The sequence below is a fragment of the Colwellia aquaemaris genome (assembly GCF_057548755.1).
Window position 1 is genome coordinate 96,782 of the sequence record NZ_BAAJLV010000001.1, and the last position, 17,381, is coordinate 114,162.

14 protein-coding genes are annotated in these 17,381 nt (G+C 38.5%); 11 read left to right on the forward strand and 3 right to left on the reverse strand.

All coding sequences use genetic code 11. From position 1 onward, the window contains the following. Positions 1-78: 78 nt before the first annotated feature. Positions 79-1,065, reverse strand: a complete 987-nt coding sequence (locus tag AC27HL_RS00490; RefSeq protein ID WP_487078150.1) for a DUF6662 family protein — start codon at positions 1,063-1,065, stop codon at positions 79-81. 713 nt (positions 1,066-1,778) lie between these two features. Between AC27HL_RS00490 and AC27HL_RS00495 the strand changes: the two genes are divergently transcribed. The 6 genes from AC27HL_RS00495 to AC27HL_RS00520 all read left to right on the forward strand — a co-directional run bounded on the left by AC27HL_RS00495 (position 1,779) and on the right by AC27HL_RS00520 (position 7,915). After that, positions 1,779-2,549, forward strand: a complete 771-nt coding sequence (locus AC27HL_RS00495; RefSeq protein WP_487078151.1) for a SapC family protein — start codon at positions 1,779-1,781, stop codon at positions 2,547-2,549. A gap of 198 nt (positions 2,550-2,747) precedes the next feature. Next, entirely contained in the window at positions 2,748-3,377 is a 630-nt protein-coding gene (locus AC27HL_RS00500) for a helix-turn-helix transcriptional regulator (RefSeq protein ID WP_487078152.1), read from the forward strand. Positions 3,378-3,488: 111 nt separating this feature from the next. Further along, a complete protein-coding gene (locus AC27HL_RS00505; RefSeq protein ID WP_487078153.1) occupies positions 3,489-5,408 on the forward strand; it encodes a hypothetical protein in 1,920 nt (639 codons plus the stop codon). Positions 5,409-5,451: 43 nt separating this feature from the next. Continuing rightward, positions 5,452-6,066, forward strand: a complete 615-nt coding sequence (locus AC27HL_RS00510) for a YjaG family protein (protein WP_487078154.1) — start codon at positions 5,452-5,454, stop codon at positions 6,064-6,066. A gap of 62 nt (positions 6,067-6,128) precedes the next feature. After that, positions 6,129-7,388: a sensor histidine kinase gene (locus tag AC27HL_RS00515; protein WP_487078155.1), complete on the forward strand. Its 1,260-nt coding sequence runs from the start codon at positions 6,129-6,131 to the stop codon at positions 7,386-7,388. Continuing rightward, complete coding sequence (locus tag AC27HL_RS00520; protein WP_487078156.1) at positions 7,385-7,915, forward strand: response regulator transcription factor; 531 nt, start codon at positions 7,385-7,387, stop codon at positions 7,913-7,915. Before AC27HL_RS00515 ends, AC27HL_RS00520 begins: the two co-directional genes overlap by 4 nt. 326 nt (positions 7,916-8,241) lie before the next feature. Here AC27HL_RS00520 and AC27HL_RS00525 read toward each other — a convergent pair whose 3' ends face one another. Further along, on the reverse strand, positions 8,242-10,299 hold the full coding sequence (locus AC27HL_RS00525) for a TonB-dependent receptor (protein WP_487078158.1): 2,058 nt from the start codon (positions 10,297-10,299) through the stop codon (positions 8,242-8,244). A 544-nt stretch (positions 10,300-10,843) separates the two neighbouring features. On the opposite strand from AC27HL_RS00525, the gene AC27HL_RS00530 reads away from it, so the two are divergent. Further along, entirely contained in the window at positions 10,844-12,436 is a 1,593-nt protein-coding gene (locus tag AC27HL_RS00530) for a serine hydrolase (RefSeq protein ID WP_487078159.1), read from the forward strand. 80 nt (positions 12,437-12,516) lie between these two features. On the opposite strand, the gene rsmD is transcribed toward AC27HL_RS00530, so the two are convergent. After that, a complete protein-coding gene (rsmD, locus tag AC27HL_RS00535; RefSeq protein WP_487078161.1) occupies positions 12,517-13,107 on the reverse strand; it encodes a 16S rRNA (guanine(966)-N(2))-methyltransferase RsmD in 591 nt (196 codons plus the stop codon). A gap of 149 nt (positions 13,108-13,256) precedes the next feature. On the opposite strand from rsmD, the gene ftsY reads away from it, so the two are divergent. From ftsY to rpoH, 4 genes are all read left to right on the forward strand, one after another. Next, positions 13,257-14,510: a signal recognition particle-docking protein FtsY gene (ftsY, locus tag AC27HL_RS00540; RefSeq protein WP_487078163.1), complete on the forward strand. Its 1,254-nt coding sequence runs from the start codon at positions 13,257-13,259 to the stop codon at positions 14,508-14,510. 40 nt (positions 14,511-14,550) lie between these two features. Next, entirely contained in the window at positions 14,551-15,255 is a 705-nt protein-coding gene (gene ftsE, locus AC27HL_RS00545; RefSeq protein WP_487078164.1) for a cell division ATP-binding protein FtsE, read from the forward strand. Beyond that, complete coding sequence (gene ftsX, locus AC27HL_RS00550; protein ID WP_487078165.1) at positions 15,245-16,219, forward strand: permease-like cell division protein FtsX; 975 nt, start codon at positions 15,245-15,247, stop codon at positions 16,217-16,219. The genes ftsE and ftsX overlap by 11 nt, the downstream gene beginning before the upstream one ends. Before the next feature lie 220 nt (positions 16,220-16,439). Then, on the forward strand, positions 16,440-17,303 hold the full coding sequence (gene rpoH / locus AC27HL_RS00555) for an RNA polymerase sigma factor RpoH (RefSeq protein WP_487078167.1): 864 nt from the start codon (positions 16,440-16,442) through the stop codon (positions 17,301-17,303). The last annotated feature ends 78 nt before the right edge of the window (positions 17,304-17,381 follow it).

The window sequence follows — 17,381 nt, forward strand, 5'->3', positions numbered from 1 at the left end:
AACTTGTAATTGTTAAAAATGCAAAAGGCTTACCCTTGAGTGTAAGCCTTATCGAATTAAGCTAAGTGCTTAAAATATTTAGAATTCGTAACCATATGATAAGCCGATGTGCATTTTTTCATGTTCATCCCAGTTACGGCCATTACGAACATCGGCATGCTCTGAACCGCCGCCACTAATTTGCCAAAGTACACCAGCAGTTACCCACCACTTTTGTTCAGCAAAATGTAATGTTGGCCCGAAATAGTTACCACGTTGATGCTGGCTACCAATGCGGAAATCACTTAAATCAAAGTTGGTTTTCTTTAAGCCAATTGTGTAACCATCAGCATCAAAACCGTCTTCAGTATTACCTTTTTCCGCTTTATCTTGCGGGTTTAAGTAGTCTGACTGATGTCTAAATTCTAAACCAACAAACCATTTTGGCGCGAAACGGTATGAAATGGCGGCAGCAATATCAACAGCGAATTCGTCTTCTACTACGGTACCTGACTTTCTGCGTTCAAATTCAGTTTTAATATTTAATACAGTTATAACAGTGTCATCTAAGAAATCTTTTTGGAAAAATAGGGTACCAACAAATGAGTCTTGATCTATATCGGCGCCATCTAAGCGGTATTTATCGCGACGCTCGTACGCCAAACCATATGAGAAGCCAAATGCATCTTTATATGGGCTTAATACGTTGTATTTCATTGCTAGCTCATAACCGGCAAATTGTGTATCGCTAAATTTACCTGTGCCATCGCCTGCTTCACACATAGGACATGGAGCGCCATCTTCTTCTGAACCAACATCATAGTCATGATCAAAAATAATTGCTTCAACAGCAACCGTTAAGCTATCTGTCACGCCGTATTCAACTTCAGGACGAATATCGTGGAATCTATAGTGATCGCCAGCATTTTTATCTATACGAATTGTGTCAGCAATTTTAAATTCGTAACTACCAGCAGGACGAGTATCAGTGCCTTTAGCGTAAACCCAAAGGTTTTCACCTGCAGATGCGGTAAATGTTGCAGCAGATATTGCTGCAGCCATTATGGTGTTGAAGTTAAGTTTCATGTTTTAAAGCCCAAATGTATCGGAGAGAGTTCGTTGTTGTTATTCGGGCATTATAATTAGTTAATAAATGTAACGCAAATGATAACTGTTTTTATTTGTGTTTGTATTTTTAAGAGTGAAAAGCCTAATACGAGAAACAGGCTAGTGCCAGTTTATTCGATAAATGCAGGTGTATCAGTTATGCGGTATGGCAGTACAACAGCTGTGGTTTAGTAGGCTTGGTAGTTTTTAAATTGCGGGTGAACTTCGAGATAATCACACCAAGTGCTGAAATTTTTATAGTTATAGCGATTGTCAGTTGCTGTTATCCAACGAGAGCTAGATTTCGGCCGCAACTGAAACTTTTTTTTAAAGCCATCAATTGCAACAAAACAAGCAAGCGATTCGAACGTTTCATTTTTAATTCTAACTTGGGTGAAGCCAGTTATGGTTTTATTAAATGTGACAGTCGTTCTTGGTTTACTCCAACTAAGAGGGCTAATAATTAATAAAACTATAGTTATGTATTTTACTAAATTCATAAGTTAACTTGCTGTTATATAAGTTTTTAAATGTAAAGATAAATAAAAAATTTTAACTATCTTCAAATAATATTGAAATAATTTAAATTATATCATTGAAAGCGTGAATGTCTGTCTCCATAACTATTACTAACAACAGAAAAGTGTCATAAAACGACAATTATTAAAGACGCAGTAAAAGAGAAATTATTCATGGCTAACATTACCCCAATTAAAAAAGAAACTCATCAAAACGTTAAAATTGCAGCAAAACGTGATTTATCACATGTTGCAAATCAGCATATTGCGCCAATTACAGCGCCTGAGTTCTCACAAGGTGCGACAAGCTACCCTGTGGTATTAGTAAAAGATCAAGGCTCTGAGCGTTACCGCAGTGTCGTCATGCTAGGGTTGGAAGCAGGTGAAAACCTTTATCACAAAGAAGACTCTTGGAATGCCGTGTACATTCCTCAAAGTATCGCGATGGCACCATTCTCACTAGGTTTAGATCCTGAAAAGGAAAAAACATTAACAGCGTGTGTCGATTTGGATAACAAGTTTGTTGGTGAAGACAAAGAACATGAGTTATTTGATGCCGAAGGTAACGATACGGAATTTTTCAAAGGTGTACAAGATTCACTAGGTCGCCTTTACGACAATGAAGTTATGAATGAAAAATTCATTAAAGAGCTACTAGATAATGATCTTCTTATGGAACTCGAACTTAATATTAACTTTGCTTCAGGTGAATCTAAAAAGCTTGTTGGTCTTTACGGCATCGACGAGAAAAAAGTACACGCATTAAGTGACGACAAAGTACTAGATTTCCACAAGCGTGGTTTATTTATTCCGATTCACGCTATGTTAGGCTCAGTTGGCCAGGTAAACCGCTTAGCACAACTACGTAATCAAAGTGAGTCTACAGCAAAAATTAACGCTATTCGTTTTACACCAGTAGTAGCGGAAGAAGCTAAAGCATCGTAATTAATCTTATTATGCTGTAAAAAAGAGCCTTACGGCTCTTTTTTTGTACCCAAAATTAACCATTTAATTTAAGTCAAAATTTAATGTAGTCATTTAGGGTTAAGGCATTGAGCTTACTTTTTACGGCTTTTCTGTTTATTATCTAAGTTAATTATTGATTTTATAGAACTAAAACATAGCCGGTTGGACGATGTAACTATGGCACAAACAAAAAATGTTGATACCATTTTAGCTAAACTAAAACATCAAGGCGCAATGACCTCAGGTGAATTGGCAAAAGAATTAGCCATGACTAGTATGGGGGCAAGGCAGCATTTATTACGTTTAGAAGAAAAAGCGTTAGTAAATCATTTTCTACAAAAAGCTGACATTGGTCGTCCCAAGCAGATGTGGCAGCTTACTGAGCTAGGCCATCGACGTTTTCCTGATCGGCACGCAGATTTAACACTGCACTTAATTGAATCTGTGAATAGCCTTTTTGGCAATGAAGGTTTAGAGCAAGTTATTTCCCTGCGTGAAAAACAAATGTTAACGAAATACCAAGCTGCACTTTCACTGTGTAATACGTTGATCAGCAAAATTGAAACACTGGCATTAATACGTTCACAAGAAGGTTATATGGCGAGTGTTGAAAAAATTTCAGCAGATGAATATTTACTTATTGAAAACCATTGCCCGATTTGTACAGCAGCAAAAGAATGTCAAAACTTTTGCCGATCAGAGCTTAGTATTTTTCAGCAATGCTTAGGTGAAAACTATACCGTTAAGCGAAGTGAGTATTTGCTTACTGGTGATAGGCGCTGCGTATATAATATTAAAAAAAGGTAACCAGAACTGTTGTGGGTTACCTCAATTAAGTGTGAATAAACATTAAACCTCTGTTAGGATGTTTTTGGGTAATGATGCTTATTTTGATCTAGGGTTAGGGATTGATACCGTATGACTGAACAGAAAAAACTGCCAAGTGAATTAGAAGAAAATATTCAAAATTTAGCCGGTGATATTTATTTGCAAATTGAGGATAAAATTACCGCGTTAATCACCAGCTACAGCGATAATTTAGCCGTTACTACTGAACAAGTTGAACAGCACCCAAACTATCAGCAACTAAAAGCAGAGTATGAAAACTTAGCAAAAACCTGTGACGATAAAAGCCATGCCCATCACAATGAAGTTAACGACTTGCTCGGCAAAAATAAGCAATTACAAAGTCAAGTTGACTTACAACAACATGAGCTTGAAAACCACGCTAAATTAAATACCGCTAAGCTCACTGATACAGAACAAGTCTTAAAAGAAAAACTGCAGGAAAACTCGCAGTTAGCCGAACAGCTTGGTAAATTAAATGCCAAGCTTGCCGAGCAGCAAGGTGGCTTAGATAAGTTTCAACAAGACCACAACTCCCTATCTCAACAATTGTCGGCACTGCAAACAGAGCACAATAATTTAGGTAAAACCGATAAAGCGAAAGCGGCAACAATATCGGTTCAGAATCAAAAAATTTCAGAGTTGCAGTTAAAACACGAACAAGTTGCCAGTGAATTAGAGCTATTAAAGGCGCAACAAGAACAAGCGCTGCAATCGAGCAATGAGCATTTAACTAGCGAGAAAAAACAGGCTGAGCTACTGCTCACGCAACGACAGCAGCTAGAAAGTGACGTTAAAAAACAAGATGAAAAAGTTGCACAACTAGCGCGTAAAAACACTGAGTTAATTGCTGATATTCAAAGACAAAAAGAAGCTCAAAAAATACAGCACGGTGAGCTTACACAGCTAAATGAAAAATATTCCAATATAGTTAATGAAAATAAAGCACTACAGCTAGAAATAACAAAACTAGAAGCTGAACAAGTGGCACAAAATAGTGTTATTGATGAGCAAAAGCGACAAGTCAGCAGTGAAAAAAGTCATGTTTCCCAATTACAAAGCGATATTAAAGCACGTGAAAAAGATATAGCTCAGCAGCGAACTGAAAATCAGGACTTAGTTAAAAAAGCGCAACAGCAAGCTACAACACAGCAACAAGAGCTTGAAAACCTACAGTTGAACCATGAAAAGTCAATTGCGGATCTCGAGAAAGAACTGACAAAACAGAAGCAAAACACAGAGTCTTTAAGTGAAAAGAATCAGCAAAAAGTCGAACAACAACAGCAAGAGCTTGAAAATTTAGAGAAAAATCATAAAAAGCTCGTTGATAAATTGAATGAAGATATTACCAATTTTCGTGACAAAGAACAGCTTTCAGTGCAAAGGTTGGCAGAGTTAGAGCAGCAGATTACTGAAAATACAGATAACAACAAGCTGTTGGCTGAACAAAACAAGCAACTGGAGGTGAAGTATCAACAAGATATTGAAAAACTGCAAGCTAACCATCAACAAATCACAGCTGATTTTGAACAAACCATAAATGATAAAAATACTGCCTTAAGTAAGCTTCAACAACAAGCAGATAGCCAGGTTAAGGCACTTGAAGAAAAAATTAACCAGCAAACGATATTGCTGACAGAACATGTAGAGCAACTAACAGAAAGTAAATCAGCTTATCAAAAACTGGCTGCAGATAATGAAAATATCACAAAGCAAGCTAGTGATTTAGAACAGAAAACAGGCCATTTAGAACAGCAGTTACAGGCGGAAAAATCCGCTGCTATTAAAAACCGCCAAATGATACAAGAAAGCAAAAGCAAACAAGAGCTCGAGTACAATAAAGCGCGTGAAACTATTAAATATTTACGTGATGAAAATACTGATTTAAACCATAAGCTTGAACAACAAGTCAATGAACTTGAAGACAAGCTAACGGAATATCGCTTACGTTTTGAATATGCACAGAAGCAGTTAACGAAAATGTCTAAATAAGGTTATAATAGCTCACTATTTTACACCGATATTGAGACTCGACGTGGCAATTCACCTACCATTAAAAAAATTCAGTCAATGGCAACAAGTCGCATTTTGTGCTGCTTTACTTGAGCGCATGATACCTAATTATCAAATGTTTGCTGAGCATGCCGAATTTGGCGAGTTTAAAATATTACGAAATCAACTCGACTTAATATGGCAATGGCTAGATAAAGATAACCGTTGCAAAATAAATTATGATGCGCAAATCGCAAAACTTGAAGAGCAAGTGCCTGATCCTGAAGCGTTTGACTTTTTTGGTGTATTTCCCGCGCTTGATAGTGCTATGGCACTTATGTCTTTATTGCAATCAATGCAAGACACACAAAACAGTGCTTTTGAAAATATAGGTAAGTTGTCTGAAAATAGTGTTAGTTACTATGTTGAGTTAAGTTTAGCGCAAGAAATAGACCAGCAAGCACCTGACGATACGGAGATTATTATTACACCCGCACAAATCAAAGAACATCCATTAATGCAGTGGGAAGTTGCAACTCAAAATGAGTTATTTGATTTTCTAAAAACTGCCAGCGAAAACAAAGTCACTTGTTTAAAAGCAAAGGCGTTGGTTTTAGAAGAAGGCTTATCTAATTTAGGGATTGAAATTAATCTCTAAAGGCAAGCTTAATCGTTTTTGAGTAATTTTTAGAACATTTGCAGTGATTGAAACGAAACGAAATGCCATTTGTTAACTATCAAGATATGACAATTATCCAGCGACTATTCTTATTAAGAACAGTTGCAATTGTAATTCAGCTTTTAACGGTGTTAATTGTCTATTTTGTGATGTCATTAAAAATAGCGCTATTACCGTTAATTATTGTTATTATTGTAGAAAGTGTTTTTCATACTTTAAGTGTTTTAATTTTTAGAAAACGCAATGCAGGCAATTTGGCGATTGTATTTCAATTGATTGCCGATGTTATTTTCTTAACGATTTTATTATCTTTTAGTGGTGGCGCGACTAATGCCTTTGTGTCGTTGTTATTATTACCCATCGTTATTGCTGCCGTTAGCTTACCTGCCCGTTATCTGTCATTTATATCTTTATCAGCCGTAGCATCTTATAGTTTTTTGTTGCTTACCATGCCTGAACACACTATGCACCATATGGATATGAGCAACCATTTTATTGGTATGTGGGCAAACTTTTTACTATCGGTATTGGTGGTTACCTTAGTTGTTGGGGCAATGGCTCGGGTTATAACTAACCGCGAACGCGCAATTGCATTGCAACGTGAAGATCAGTTAAAAAGCGAACAGTTGCTTGCTTTAGGCGTTGCCTCTGCACAAGTAACACATCAAGTGGCCACCCCGCTCGCCAATATGCAATTGTTATATGAAGAACTTGCTGAAGACTATCCAGATCATGAGGCTGTTATTGCCATGGCACAGCCATTGAATCAATGTACTGAACAACTTGGCTATTTTCGTTCATTGGCAACCTCGATTCGTGAAAATAAAGCAACAAAGTTAACCACAGCTGAGCTTATTGAGCAGTTGATTGATCAAATGCACTTTCACTTTCCCGAGCAGCAACTCACGATTAAGCAAGCACAAGAAATCCGAGGCACGATAACGTCTGATGCCATGTTGTTGCCAGCCCTATTAAACTTAATTCAAAATGCCATTCGAGCGAATTTAGAAAATAAAGAAAGTGAAATTATCTTAACTGTGAGCTGTGCAAATAATAATTTGGTGCTTGAGATCAGAGATTTTGGTTTAGGTATTGAAGCAAGTATGACCCAAACGCAAAGAGCTGTATTGGGCGATAAAATGGTAAGTAGTAAGTCAGGGTTGGGCATGGCAGTATTATTATCTAATTCAACCTTTCATCGCTTAGGCGGCAAATTACAGTTAAAAAATCATCAAGAAAGCGGCTGTATTGCTTTGGTGAGTTTGCCTATTCAGTTAGTAAGCCAGGAAGGTTCCCAATGAGAAAACTTCTGATTATTGAAGATGATGTTTCATTTGCTGCGACTTTGGCGCGAAGAATGGCTAAGCATAATTTTAATTGCCAACAAGTGCATCAGGCAGACCAAGCTTTACATGCATGCTTGCAACAGAAACCTGATTGTATTTTGTTGGACATGAAGTTGGCATCGGAAAATGGCTTAACTTTAATCAAGCCAATTCGTGCTGCTTTACCTAAGGCTAGACTTGTGCTTTTGACTGGCTTTGCAAGTGTGGCTACTGCGGTGCAAGCGATGCGTTTAGGCGCAGATGATTACTTGGCAAAACCTGTGAATACACAAATGTTATTAACTGCCTTAAGTGTTGAACAAGAGCTAGAGTCATCTATTGAATTCGATATTGATACTATGTCGGCTGAGCGCGTAGAGTGGGAACATATTAACCAAGTGCTTAATAGTAATGGCGGCAATGTCTCAGCAACGGCTCGGCAGTTAGGTATGCATCGACGTACTTTACAAAGAAAGCTGCAAAAAAAACCAGTATCAAAGTGATACTGGTTCTACTATACCCGCTCTACTTCAAAATATACTTTCAGAGCTGAGCTAGGAATTCAGTTCAAGGCGCAATATGTAGATAATGGTTATTCCCTTATCAAATATTGCAACGCTGGCCTGATTTTCTAGCTTATGTTCCCTACGGGCAAGCCGATAAAGGGTCATCTCCTGCGTTATTGATTTTGACAATAGAATAACTATTCTCTTCAATCAATGTCTTGTAGCTACCCCTTTTTCGACTTGCTGAAATGCGTATTTTGAAATAGAGCGGGTATCACACCAAAATATAGTTGATGGCAGGGTGATGCCATCAAAAATAACGGTTAAAACTGGTAATCCATTGCCAAATAAACATTTCGGCCCATAGCGGAAATTTTATTTCCAACAGCAATATCACTGCCATTAGCACGATTTACGCCGCCAAGATGATCACTATACTGTTTGTTTAATAGGTTATTAGCACCGACACGAACCACAAGGCCGCTGCTAACAAAATAATCTATTTGCCAGTCAACAATGGCGTAACCAGCCGATGCTTTTTCATTGTTCAGCTCAGAGACTTTATTTTGTGAACTGTACCCATGAATTGCTAAATTGCTTTGCCAATTTTTATATTGGTAATTTAGATTAATACGCGCATTTAACGGCGATATACGGTAAAGATCACCGTTAATGTCGTCACGTTCTCCGCGCACATAGCTAACAATACCTGATAATTTAAATTGCTCGTTTAAACGGTAATGCCAATTCATATCAGCTCCGTATAACGTGGCGTCAATATTAGTGAAGGTTAGTGGGCTGTCATCACCCATCATATCTGCAACCATTTTCACCCGCATATCAGTTGATGGTGTGCCTTGAATGTAGTTATCAACTTTTTGGTAAAATAATTGTGGAGCGATGGCAAAGTCACCTTCGTCATATGAAATACCAGCATTAATTTGGTATGCGGTTTCGCTGTCTAAATTGATATTACCAACATAAGTTTTGCCATCAGCCAAGCCACCAGTTGCTTGCATTGGCACCCATAAATAACGTTCTTGGTAACTTGCTGCACGTTGTTTAACAGCCACAGAGTAGTTAACTGCTGTGGTATTGGTCCATTGATATTCGCTACTTAAAGCTAAGTCAAATGTAGTATCTGATACGCTGCGGTCAGCATCATTAAATTCGTCTTGTAGGGCTTTAATATTTGGGTTCATCATTGCCATTGAATGAGATATTGCACCGGCATCGGCACGATTAGTTTTTACTCTTAGTCCTAAAGTATGTGAAAACTTGCCACTACTTGGTGTCCATTCCGCAAAAATTGAATGGCGGGCATCTTTAACATCATTAAAGTTCTTGATCTTAAACATCATATTTTCTGGGTTAGTGATCACAGAATTATGTTCAGCGTCAAAACCTTCAAGGCCAACTAACCAGTTACCTTGGCTTAATAATAATTTGTAGTCTAGTGATTGCGCATCAGCAGTATTGTAGCGGTACATTGGCATCATCATATTAGTACGTTGACTAAAGTTATCCATGCCATGCGTCGCGTCTTGATAACCAAGCTGCCAACTTAGTTGCCAATCACTAAGTTGTAATTCGCCGTCAAGGTTGTAGCGGTCAGAATCGATGTAGTCGATATCCATTGACAATGCTGGTGTACCAGAGTCATCGGTTTTTGCATGGTGCCAAGTTGCGCCAATTTGCCAATCTTTACCATGGTGGCGTACATCTATACCGTACTGTTTTTTGTTGTATTTTGTTGAAGAGATAAGGTTGCCGTCTCCATCTTCATAGTCATCACCACTTTGATCGGTTAAGTACAACAAAACACCGGTATTTTCATTGCTAATATTAATATCGCCGGCAACCGTTGATGCATCGTTAATGTCGTTGTAACTGAGCGCCAAATCACCATTTAGTGTTGATCCGGTATCCACTTCAACTTTTTTAAGGTTAACTTCAACAGCACCGCCAAGCGTGTCTATGCCACTGCGAACAGGAGCAATTCCGCGATAAACTGATACTGATTCAACCATAATTGGGTTGATATAAGTTAAAGGTGCATCCATTGCATTAGGGCCCGCACTAACAATTTGCTGCCCGCCGATAGTTTTGGCTATGCGTTCGCCAAACATACCGCGATATTGGGCAATACCGGTGATAGGGCCGTTCTTATTAATATTTGCACCAGGTACGGTTTTCAGCCAGTCGGCAACGTCAGGCATAACTAAGTTACCTTCTGCCAGTGCTGTTTCAGAATGCGTTAATTTTGGCGCCTCGATTGTAATAACTTCAATACTATTGTCATTAAGGTCATCGGCGACAGCATTCACAGCTCCCACAGATAAAATAATAGTAAGTGCTTGGGAGATTTTTGAGATTTTCATTACCGGTTCCTGAACATCATAAATTGGCTAACCAAATGATTTTTACTGATGTTTTTTCTAAAAACAAAGTAAGATCGGTAGAGTGCGACATTATGTCGCAGGTAGGCTTGACCCAGATCAATTTAACTCTGCTGCCTGCTGGATATCGAAGAAAATGTGCCTAAAAACTTTGCGTTTTTAACAAGAATCAATAAGCAGAATTGCTAGCTTTTCAGTGGCTAATTTTATAGTTTTTTGACAAAGCTTTAAAAAATATTGGCAAAAACTTTATTGCTTTTTAATGAGTTTGATTTTCATTACACAGCAACGCATTATATACCGGAAATTTATGTTGCTACGTTTTAGTAAAGCAATAGCTATGTCATGATTGTATGATGAGCAGTGCTAACTCTGTTTTGCCGGCCTAAATGTTTTTGGAAGTTAAAATGCTTGCAATGTTGCAGTAAATCCGGACTTGGTAGCGTGCATCTTGGAAAGATAAAAAAACTCATCGCAATAAACATTCAATAAAAATAAGCGCTATTGAGCGCAATAAGGAATATTAATGAATTTAGCTTATTCATGGCTGTGTATTAGTACACTCGTTTTTTCTACGCTGACTTTAGCAAAAACTAACAGCGATAATGCTAGTGATGAAATTGCCCGAATTGAACAATCGGTAACACAAGCGATGACCGCATTTCAGGTGCCGGGTATAGCGGTTGCGATAGTCAAAGATGATCAAGTGCTGTTAAGTAAAGGTTTTGGTGTACTAAAGCATGGCAGCGAGCAAAAAGTAACCGCAGATACTTTATTTGGTGTTGCGTCTAATACTAAAGCAATGACTGCTGCCTTGTTGGCGCAGCTAGTAGATGAAGACAAGTTAACTTGGCAAACTAAAGTTATTGATATTATTCCTGAATTTCAGATGCCTGATGCCTACGTAACTCGTGAATTTACCATTATAGATTTATTGTCACACAACAGTGGCCTTGGTCTTGGTGCTGGTGATTTAATGATCTGGCCGGAAACTACCTTAACTAATCAAGACGTTATTAAAGGCTTAAAGCACTTACCCCAAGTGTCGAGTTTTCGAAGTGAATTTGCGTATGACAATTTAATGTATGTTATTGCTGGTGAAGTAATCGCCAAATTAACAGGGAAGTCATGGCAAGATAATATTCAAACAAGAATATTTGATAAACTAGGTATGAAAACTACACGTGCAAAATTCTCCTTAATCCCTTCAGATAATAAAAATGTCGCTCGTGCACATGTGCCACTTAATGGTGAACTGCACGTTGTTGGCGGTAATTTCTTAGAAAAGTTTTCATCGGCCGGCTCAGTAGCCTCCAGTGTTAATGATATGTCGCTTTGGTTAAAAGCTCAGTTAAAGCGTGGTAAATATGGCCAAGATGGCGATAAAGAGTTAAGAATCTTTAGCGAAAAACAAAGCCGTGCCATGTGGCAAGCTAGAACACTATTACCGGTTCCACAAAGTGCAACGGATCAAGATAAAACCCACTTTAGTGCATATGCCTTAGGCTGGTTTGTTAAAGACTATCATGGCGTAAAAGTGATTCAACACACAGGTGGTATTTTAGGTATGGTGTCAAAAGTGGTGATGGTGCCAGAAGAAAACCTTGCTATGGTGATTTTAACAAATCAACAGTCTGGTTTTGCTTTTAATGCCCTTTCACAGCAAATACTTAATGAATTTCTGGCATTACCTGAAAAAAATTGGGTCGAGTATTACGCTAATAAATTGAAAGATTATAAAGCGGCTAAACAGGAACAATTAGCAGAAGCGGCTGCGAATATTGATAAAAACTCAAAACCGTCATTACCATTAGCTGATTATGCTCAAACCTATAGTGATAACTGGTATGGCGATATCATTATTACTACTGAAAGTAATAAATTAGTGATGCAATTTGGTAACACACCAGCGCTACGTGGTATTTTAGAGCATTACCAACACAATACCTTTATTGTTCGTTGGGACGATCGCACATTGGAAGCAGATGCTTACGTTAATTTTAATTTAAATCCAGATGGTAGTATTAATTACGTTACTATGGAGGCTGTTTCTTGGGCTACAGATTTCAGCTTTGATTTTCATGATTTAAAGCTGTTACCTAAAGCAACTAAAAATTAGTGTAGCGATTATTTTGAAGAAAGAGTGACATTAAAAAGAGGCTTAAGCCTCTTTTTAATCGCTCGAATTTAGAAAAAACTTTAGCTAGCGCCATTTTGATAAAGCCTGTAAACCACCTGCCCTGCGACTTTCTCTTTCAGTAATTGCCAGTTTTTTGGCATTACTTGCGTATTGTTATCAACTTCCATTTCTACATAAATTAGCGCGTTTTCTGTTAAGCCATGCTGTGAGATAGCCTCTGCTGCTTGCTGTGCTAAGCCCTTTCTAAAAGGAGGGTCGATGAATACTAAAGAAAACTTCTGCTGAGTTTGCTGTAAGAAATTAATGGCATTGGTTACATGTATTTCTATATTACTTGCGTGAAGTAATGCTTTATTGGCAGATAACTGTTGGGCTGCAGCTTTATTTAGCTCGACAAAGGTGACTGTTTTAGCACCGCGAGAAAGTGCTTCAAAACCTAAGCCGCCAGAGCCAGCAAAGCAATCTAAACAGGTAGCATCTTGAATATAAGGCATTAACCAATTAAACACGGTTTCTTTAACGCGATCTGTAGTTGGACGCAGACCATCAGCCATTAACACCGGTAATTTTCGGCCGCGATGCTGACCAGCGATAATACGGATATTGCCTTTTGCAGCATTTTTGTTTGATTGTTTTTTGAGTTTGCTCATAACTTCAACAGCTTTTGTTTTTTGTCGGCGGGTAAGGTGATACTATATCGGCAATTTTATCCTTGTTTGGTAGCGAATACCAATTGAACTCATGAATAGATTGTTGGTTAGCCTCTCAGTTATTCATTAATTTAGCGCTGTATACATTTATGTCGAAGAAAAAAGGTATGTTTTCCTGGTTAGGTCTAGGGAAAAAAGAACAGGCTGCAGCCGTCGAGCCAGCAGAAGAAAAAACACAGAATATCGAAAGTGATAATGGTGTTAATGAAAATTCAGTTGCCGCTGAATTGGATTCAACAGCAGGATTAACCGCTACTTCAGAAGATAATACTTGTGAAGAATCATCAGTGGTGCAAACTCTTGCAGAGCCAGAGCCAGAGCCAGAGCCAGAGCCAGAGCCAGAGCCAGAGCCAGAGCCAGAGCCAGAGCCAGAGCCAGAGCCAGAGCCAGAGCCAGAGCCAGAGCCAGAGCCAGAGCCAAAAGTTGGCTTTTTCGCGCGCTTAAAGCAAGGTTTAACAAAAACACGGCAAAACTTAGGCGGTGGGCTTTTCAGTTTATTCCGTGGTAAGAAAATTGATGATGAGTTATTTGAGGAATTAGAAACTCATTTGTTATTAGCTGATGTTGGTGTTGAAACAACAACAAAAATTATTGATACCTTAACTGAGTCAGCCTCTCGTAAACAATTACAAGATGCTGAAGCCTTATATGGCTTATTGAAAGCTGAATTGAAAAAGGTGATTGAGCCAGTTAGCCAGCCGCTTGTGGTTAAATCTGAAAATGGTCCATATGTTATTTTAATGGTTGGTGTTAATGGCGTTGGTAAAACAACAACCATAGGTAAATTGGCTAAACAATTCCAAGCTGACGGTAAATCTGTGATGCTAGCGGCAGGTGATACTTTCCGTGCTGCAGCGGTAGAACAATTGCAAGTTTGGGGTGAGCGAAATGATATTCCTGTTGTTGCTCAGCATACTGGCGCAGATAGCGCTTCGGTTATATTTGATGCCATTAGTGCTGCCAAAGCACGAGGTGTAGATGTACTGATTGCCGATACCGCTGGACGTCTTCAAAATAAAGGCCACTTAATGGAAGAATTGAAAAAAGTGGTGCGGGTAATGAAGAAGTTAGATGTTAATGCCCCACACGAAGTGATGTTGACGATAGATGCGGGTACAGGGCAAAATGCTTTAAGCCAAACTAAGCTATTTGATGAAGCTGTTGGTTTAACGGGGTTAACATTAACAAAGTTAGATGGTACCGCTAAAGGCGGTGTGGTTTTCGCTGTCGCTGATAAACATGCTATCCCAATTCGATATTTAGGTGTTGGTGAAGGCATTGATGATTTACGTCCATTTAATGGCGATGACTTTATTGACGCGCTATTTACTGAAGAAAGCTAATTGGCGATTACCGGTTAAATAATAATAAATAAGAGCTGTAATGATCCGATTTAATAACGTAAGTAAAACCTACCCCGGCGGGTTTTTAGCACTGAAGCAAGTGAGCTTTGCAATTGCTTCAGGAGAAATGGCGTTTTTAACCGGTCATTCTGGCGCAGGCAAAAGTACTTTACTCAAATTGATGAGTATGATGGAAAAGCCAAGTGCTGGCAGTATTGAAATTAATGGTACTGAGTTGTCATCAATAAAATATCAACAAATACCTTATGTTCGCCGCGGTATAGGGATGATTTTTCAAAATCATAATTTACTGATGGATCGGACAGTATTTGATAATGTTGCATTGCCACTGGTTATTGAAGGCTATAGCCACAAGGAAACGCGAAAAAGAGTTGAGGCTGCGCTCGATAAAGTGCACTTATCAAGTAAGCTAAAGTGCTACCCCTATATGCTCTCTGGTGGTGAACAACAACGAGTTGGTATCGCTAGAGCTATTGTTAATAAGCCGCCAATCTTATTAGCTGATGAACCAACCGGTAATTTAGATCCTAAACTGTCGTTAGATATTATTCGTTTGTTTGAAGAGTTTAATGATATGGGCGTCAGTGTTTTGATCGCGACACATGACTTAGGGCTTATTGCTCGTATGAAATATCGTACCTTAACGTTAAGGCAAGGCCATATGATTACTGACGGTATTGTTGATGGTTTGCAAGCTGATGGGATTAACGCTAATGAGCATTAATCAAAGGCAACAAGGACATCACCAACTTGGATGGACCGGCCGCATAACCGCTTACGTTATTCGACATATGCAACAAGCTATAGGGAGTATTGGCGATTTATGGCGAACCCCATTTACGTCGATAATGACAGTGTTGGTACTAGGTATTAGTTTAACCTTACCCGCTACTTTACACTTATTTGTTAAAAATACCCAAACAGTGACTGAGCAATGGGACTCTGCGTCTGAAATCACTTTATTTTTAAAACTATCTACAACAGATAAAGCCGCACAAAATTTTGTTCAGCGTGTACAACTTTATCCTGAAGTCGACCAGGTTGTTTATATTTCAGCAGAACAGGCGCTTCGAGAGTTTAAACTTATTTCAGGTTTTGGTCAGGCCTTAGAATATTTAGATGATAACCCTTTACCTGCAACAGTATTAGTGACGCCAACTAAGCGATTTAGTCAAGTGCAAGCTGCGCGTGAGTTACTAGTTAAATTAGAAAAAGAACGAGAGGTTGAGCAAGGTAAACTTGATCTTGAATGGCTTACTCGGTTAGAAGCAATGGCGGCATTAATTGAAGATATGGTCATTGGTATCGCATTATTGTTGTGTTTATCTGTGGTATTAATTATTGGTAACACTATTCGCTTGGCGATATTGAATCAAAAAGATGCCATTGCTGTAATGAAATTGGTTGGCGCAACTGACAGCTTTATTCAACGCCCTTTTCTATATGCTGGTGTTTGGTATGGTGTGCTTGGTGGTTTAATTGCCAGTATTTGTGTTGCTCTTTTAGCAAGTTATCTTTCAGGAGCTTTAACGAACCTGACTGATTTGTATCAAAGCCAGTTTGTTCTGTCTGGCCTGTCATTCTATGAATTTATGTTTTTGCAAATAGTTGCTGTTAGTTTAGGTTTATTGGGCAGTTATATTTCTGTTTATCAGCATATTCGCGCGATTGAACCTACTGCGGATTAAATTAATTATCGTGTTAGGATCTTTTATGATCTTAATATCACCTTGTTATTACTATCGATTTCCCCTTCAGTGACAAAGTTTAACAAAATTTTAATAGAAAATTCGAAAGAGACTATTGTTTCCCCCTGTCTTCTAGGCTAATGTTGGCGTATTAAGTCGCGGTAATGGCAAAATTTATGTTATAATCGCGAGCTAGGTTAGATAAAGAGGTTATGATTAAATGAGTGATACAATGCAATCGATGGCACTAATAGTTCCACAAAGTGGCAGCATTGAAGCATACGTGCAATCGGCGTACAGCATCCCTATGCTGACTGCTGAAAGGGAGCATGAGTTAGCGACTCGTTTATACACTGAAAACGATTTACAAGCGGCACAAGAGCTTATTATGTCGCACCTTCGCTTTGTTATTCATGTTGCTAAAGGGTATGCTGGCTATGGCTTACCGCAGGCTGACTTAGTGCAAGAAGGTAATGTCGGCCTAATGAAGGCGGTTAAGCGTTTTAATCCTGAAGTTGGTGTACGCTTAGTGTCTTTCGCAGTGCATTGGATTAAAGCTGAAATTCATGAATTTGTTTTGAAAAACTGGCGTATCGTTAAGGTTGCAACAACGAAAGCTCAGCGTAAATTATTTTTTAACCTAAGAAAGAATAAAAAGCGTTTAGGTTGGTTTAGTAATGATGAAGTAAGTAACGTTGCTGAAACGCTAGGTGTAAGTACTAAAGATGTACTTGAAATGGAATCTCGTATGAGTAACCAAGACCAAGCTTTTGAATTATCAAACGATGATGATGATAGTGTTGGTGCTGGTAGTTATTCTCCTGCACAATACCTAGAAGACAAACAATCAGATTTGGCCACAGAAGTTGAAGATCAAAACTGGGAACAGCATGCCAATCAAAGATTAAGTAACGCATTAGTTAGTCTTGATGAGCGTAGCCAAGATATTATTCGTACTCGTTGGTTAGCTGATGATAAATCAACGTTGCAAGAGCTTGCTAATAAGTATGATATTTCAGCAGAGCGAGTTCGCCAGCTAGAAAAAAATGCTTTAGCTAAGCTTAAAGGCGCAATGGCAGCTTAACTTTGTAAAGTAAGTAATCGTTAAATGAAAACCGGCTTTTGCCGGTTTTTTTATGCCTTTTTTTCACTAATAAATTCT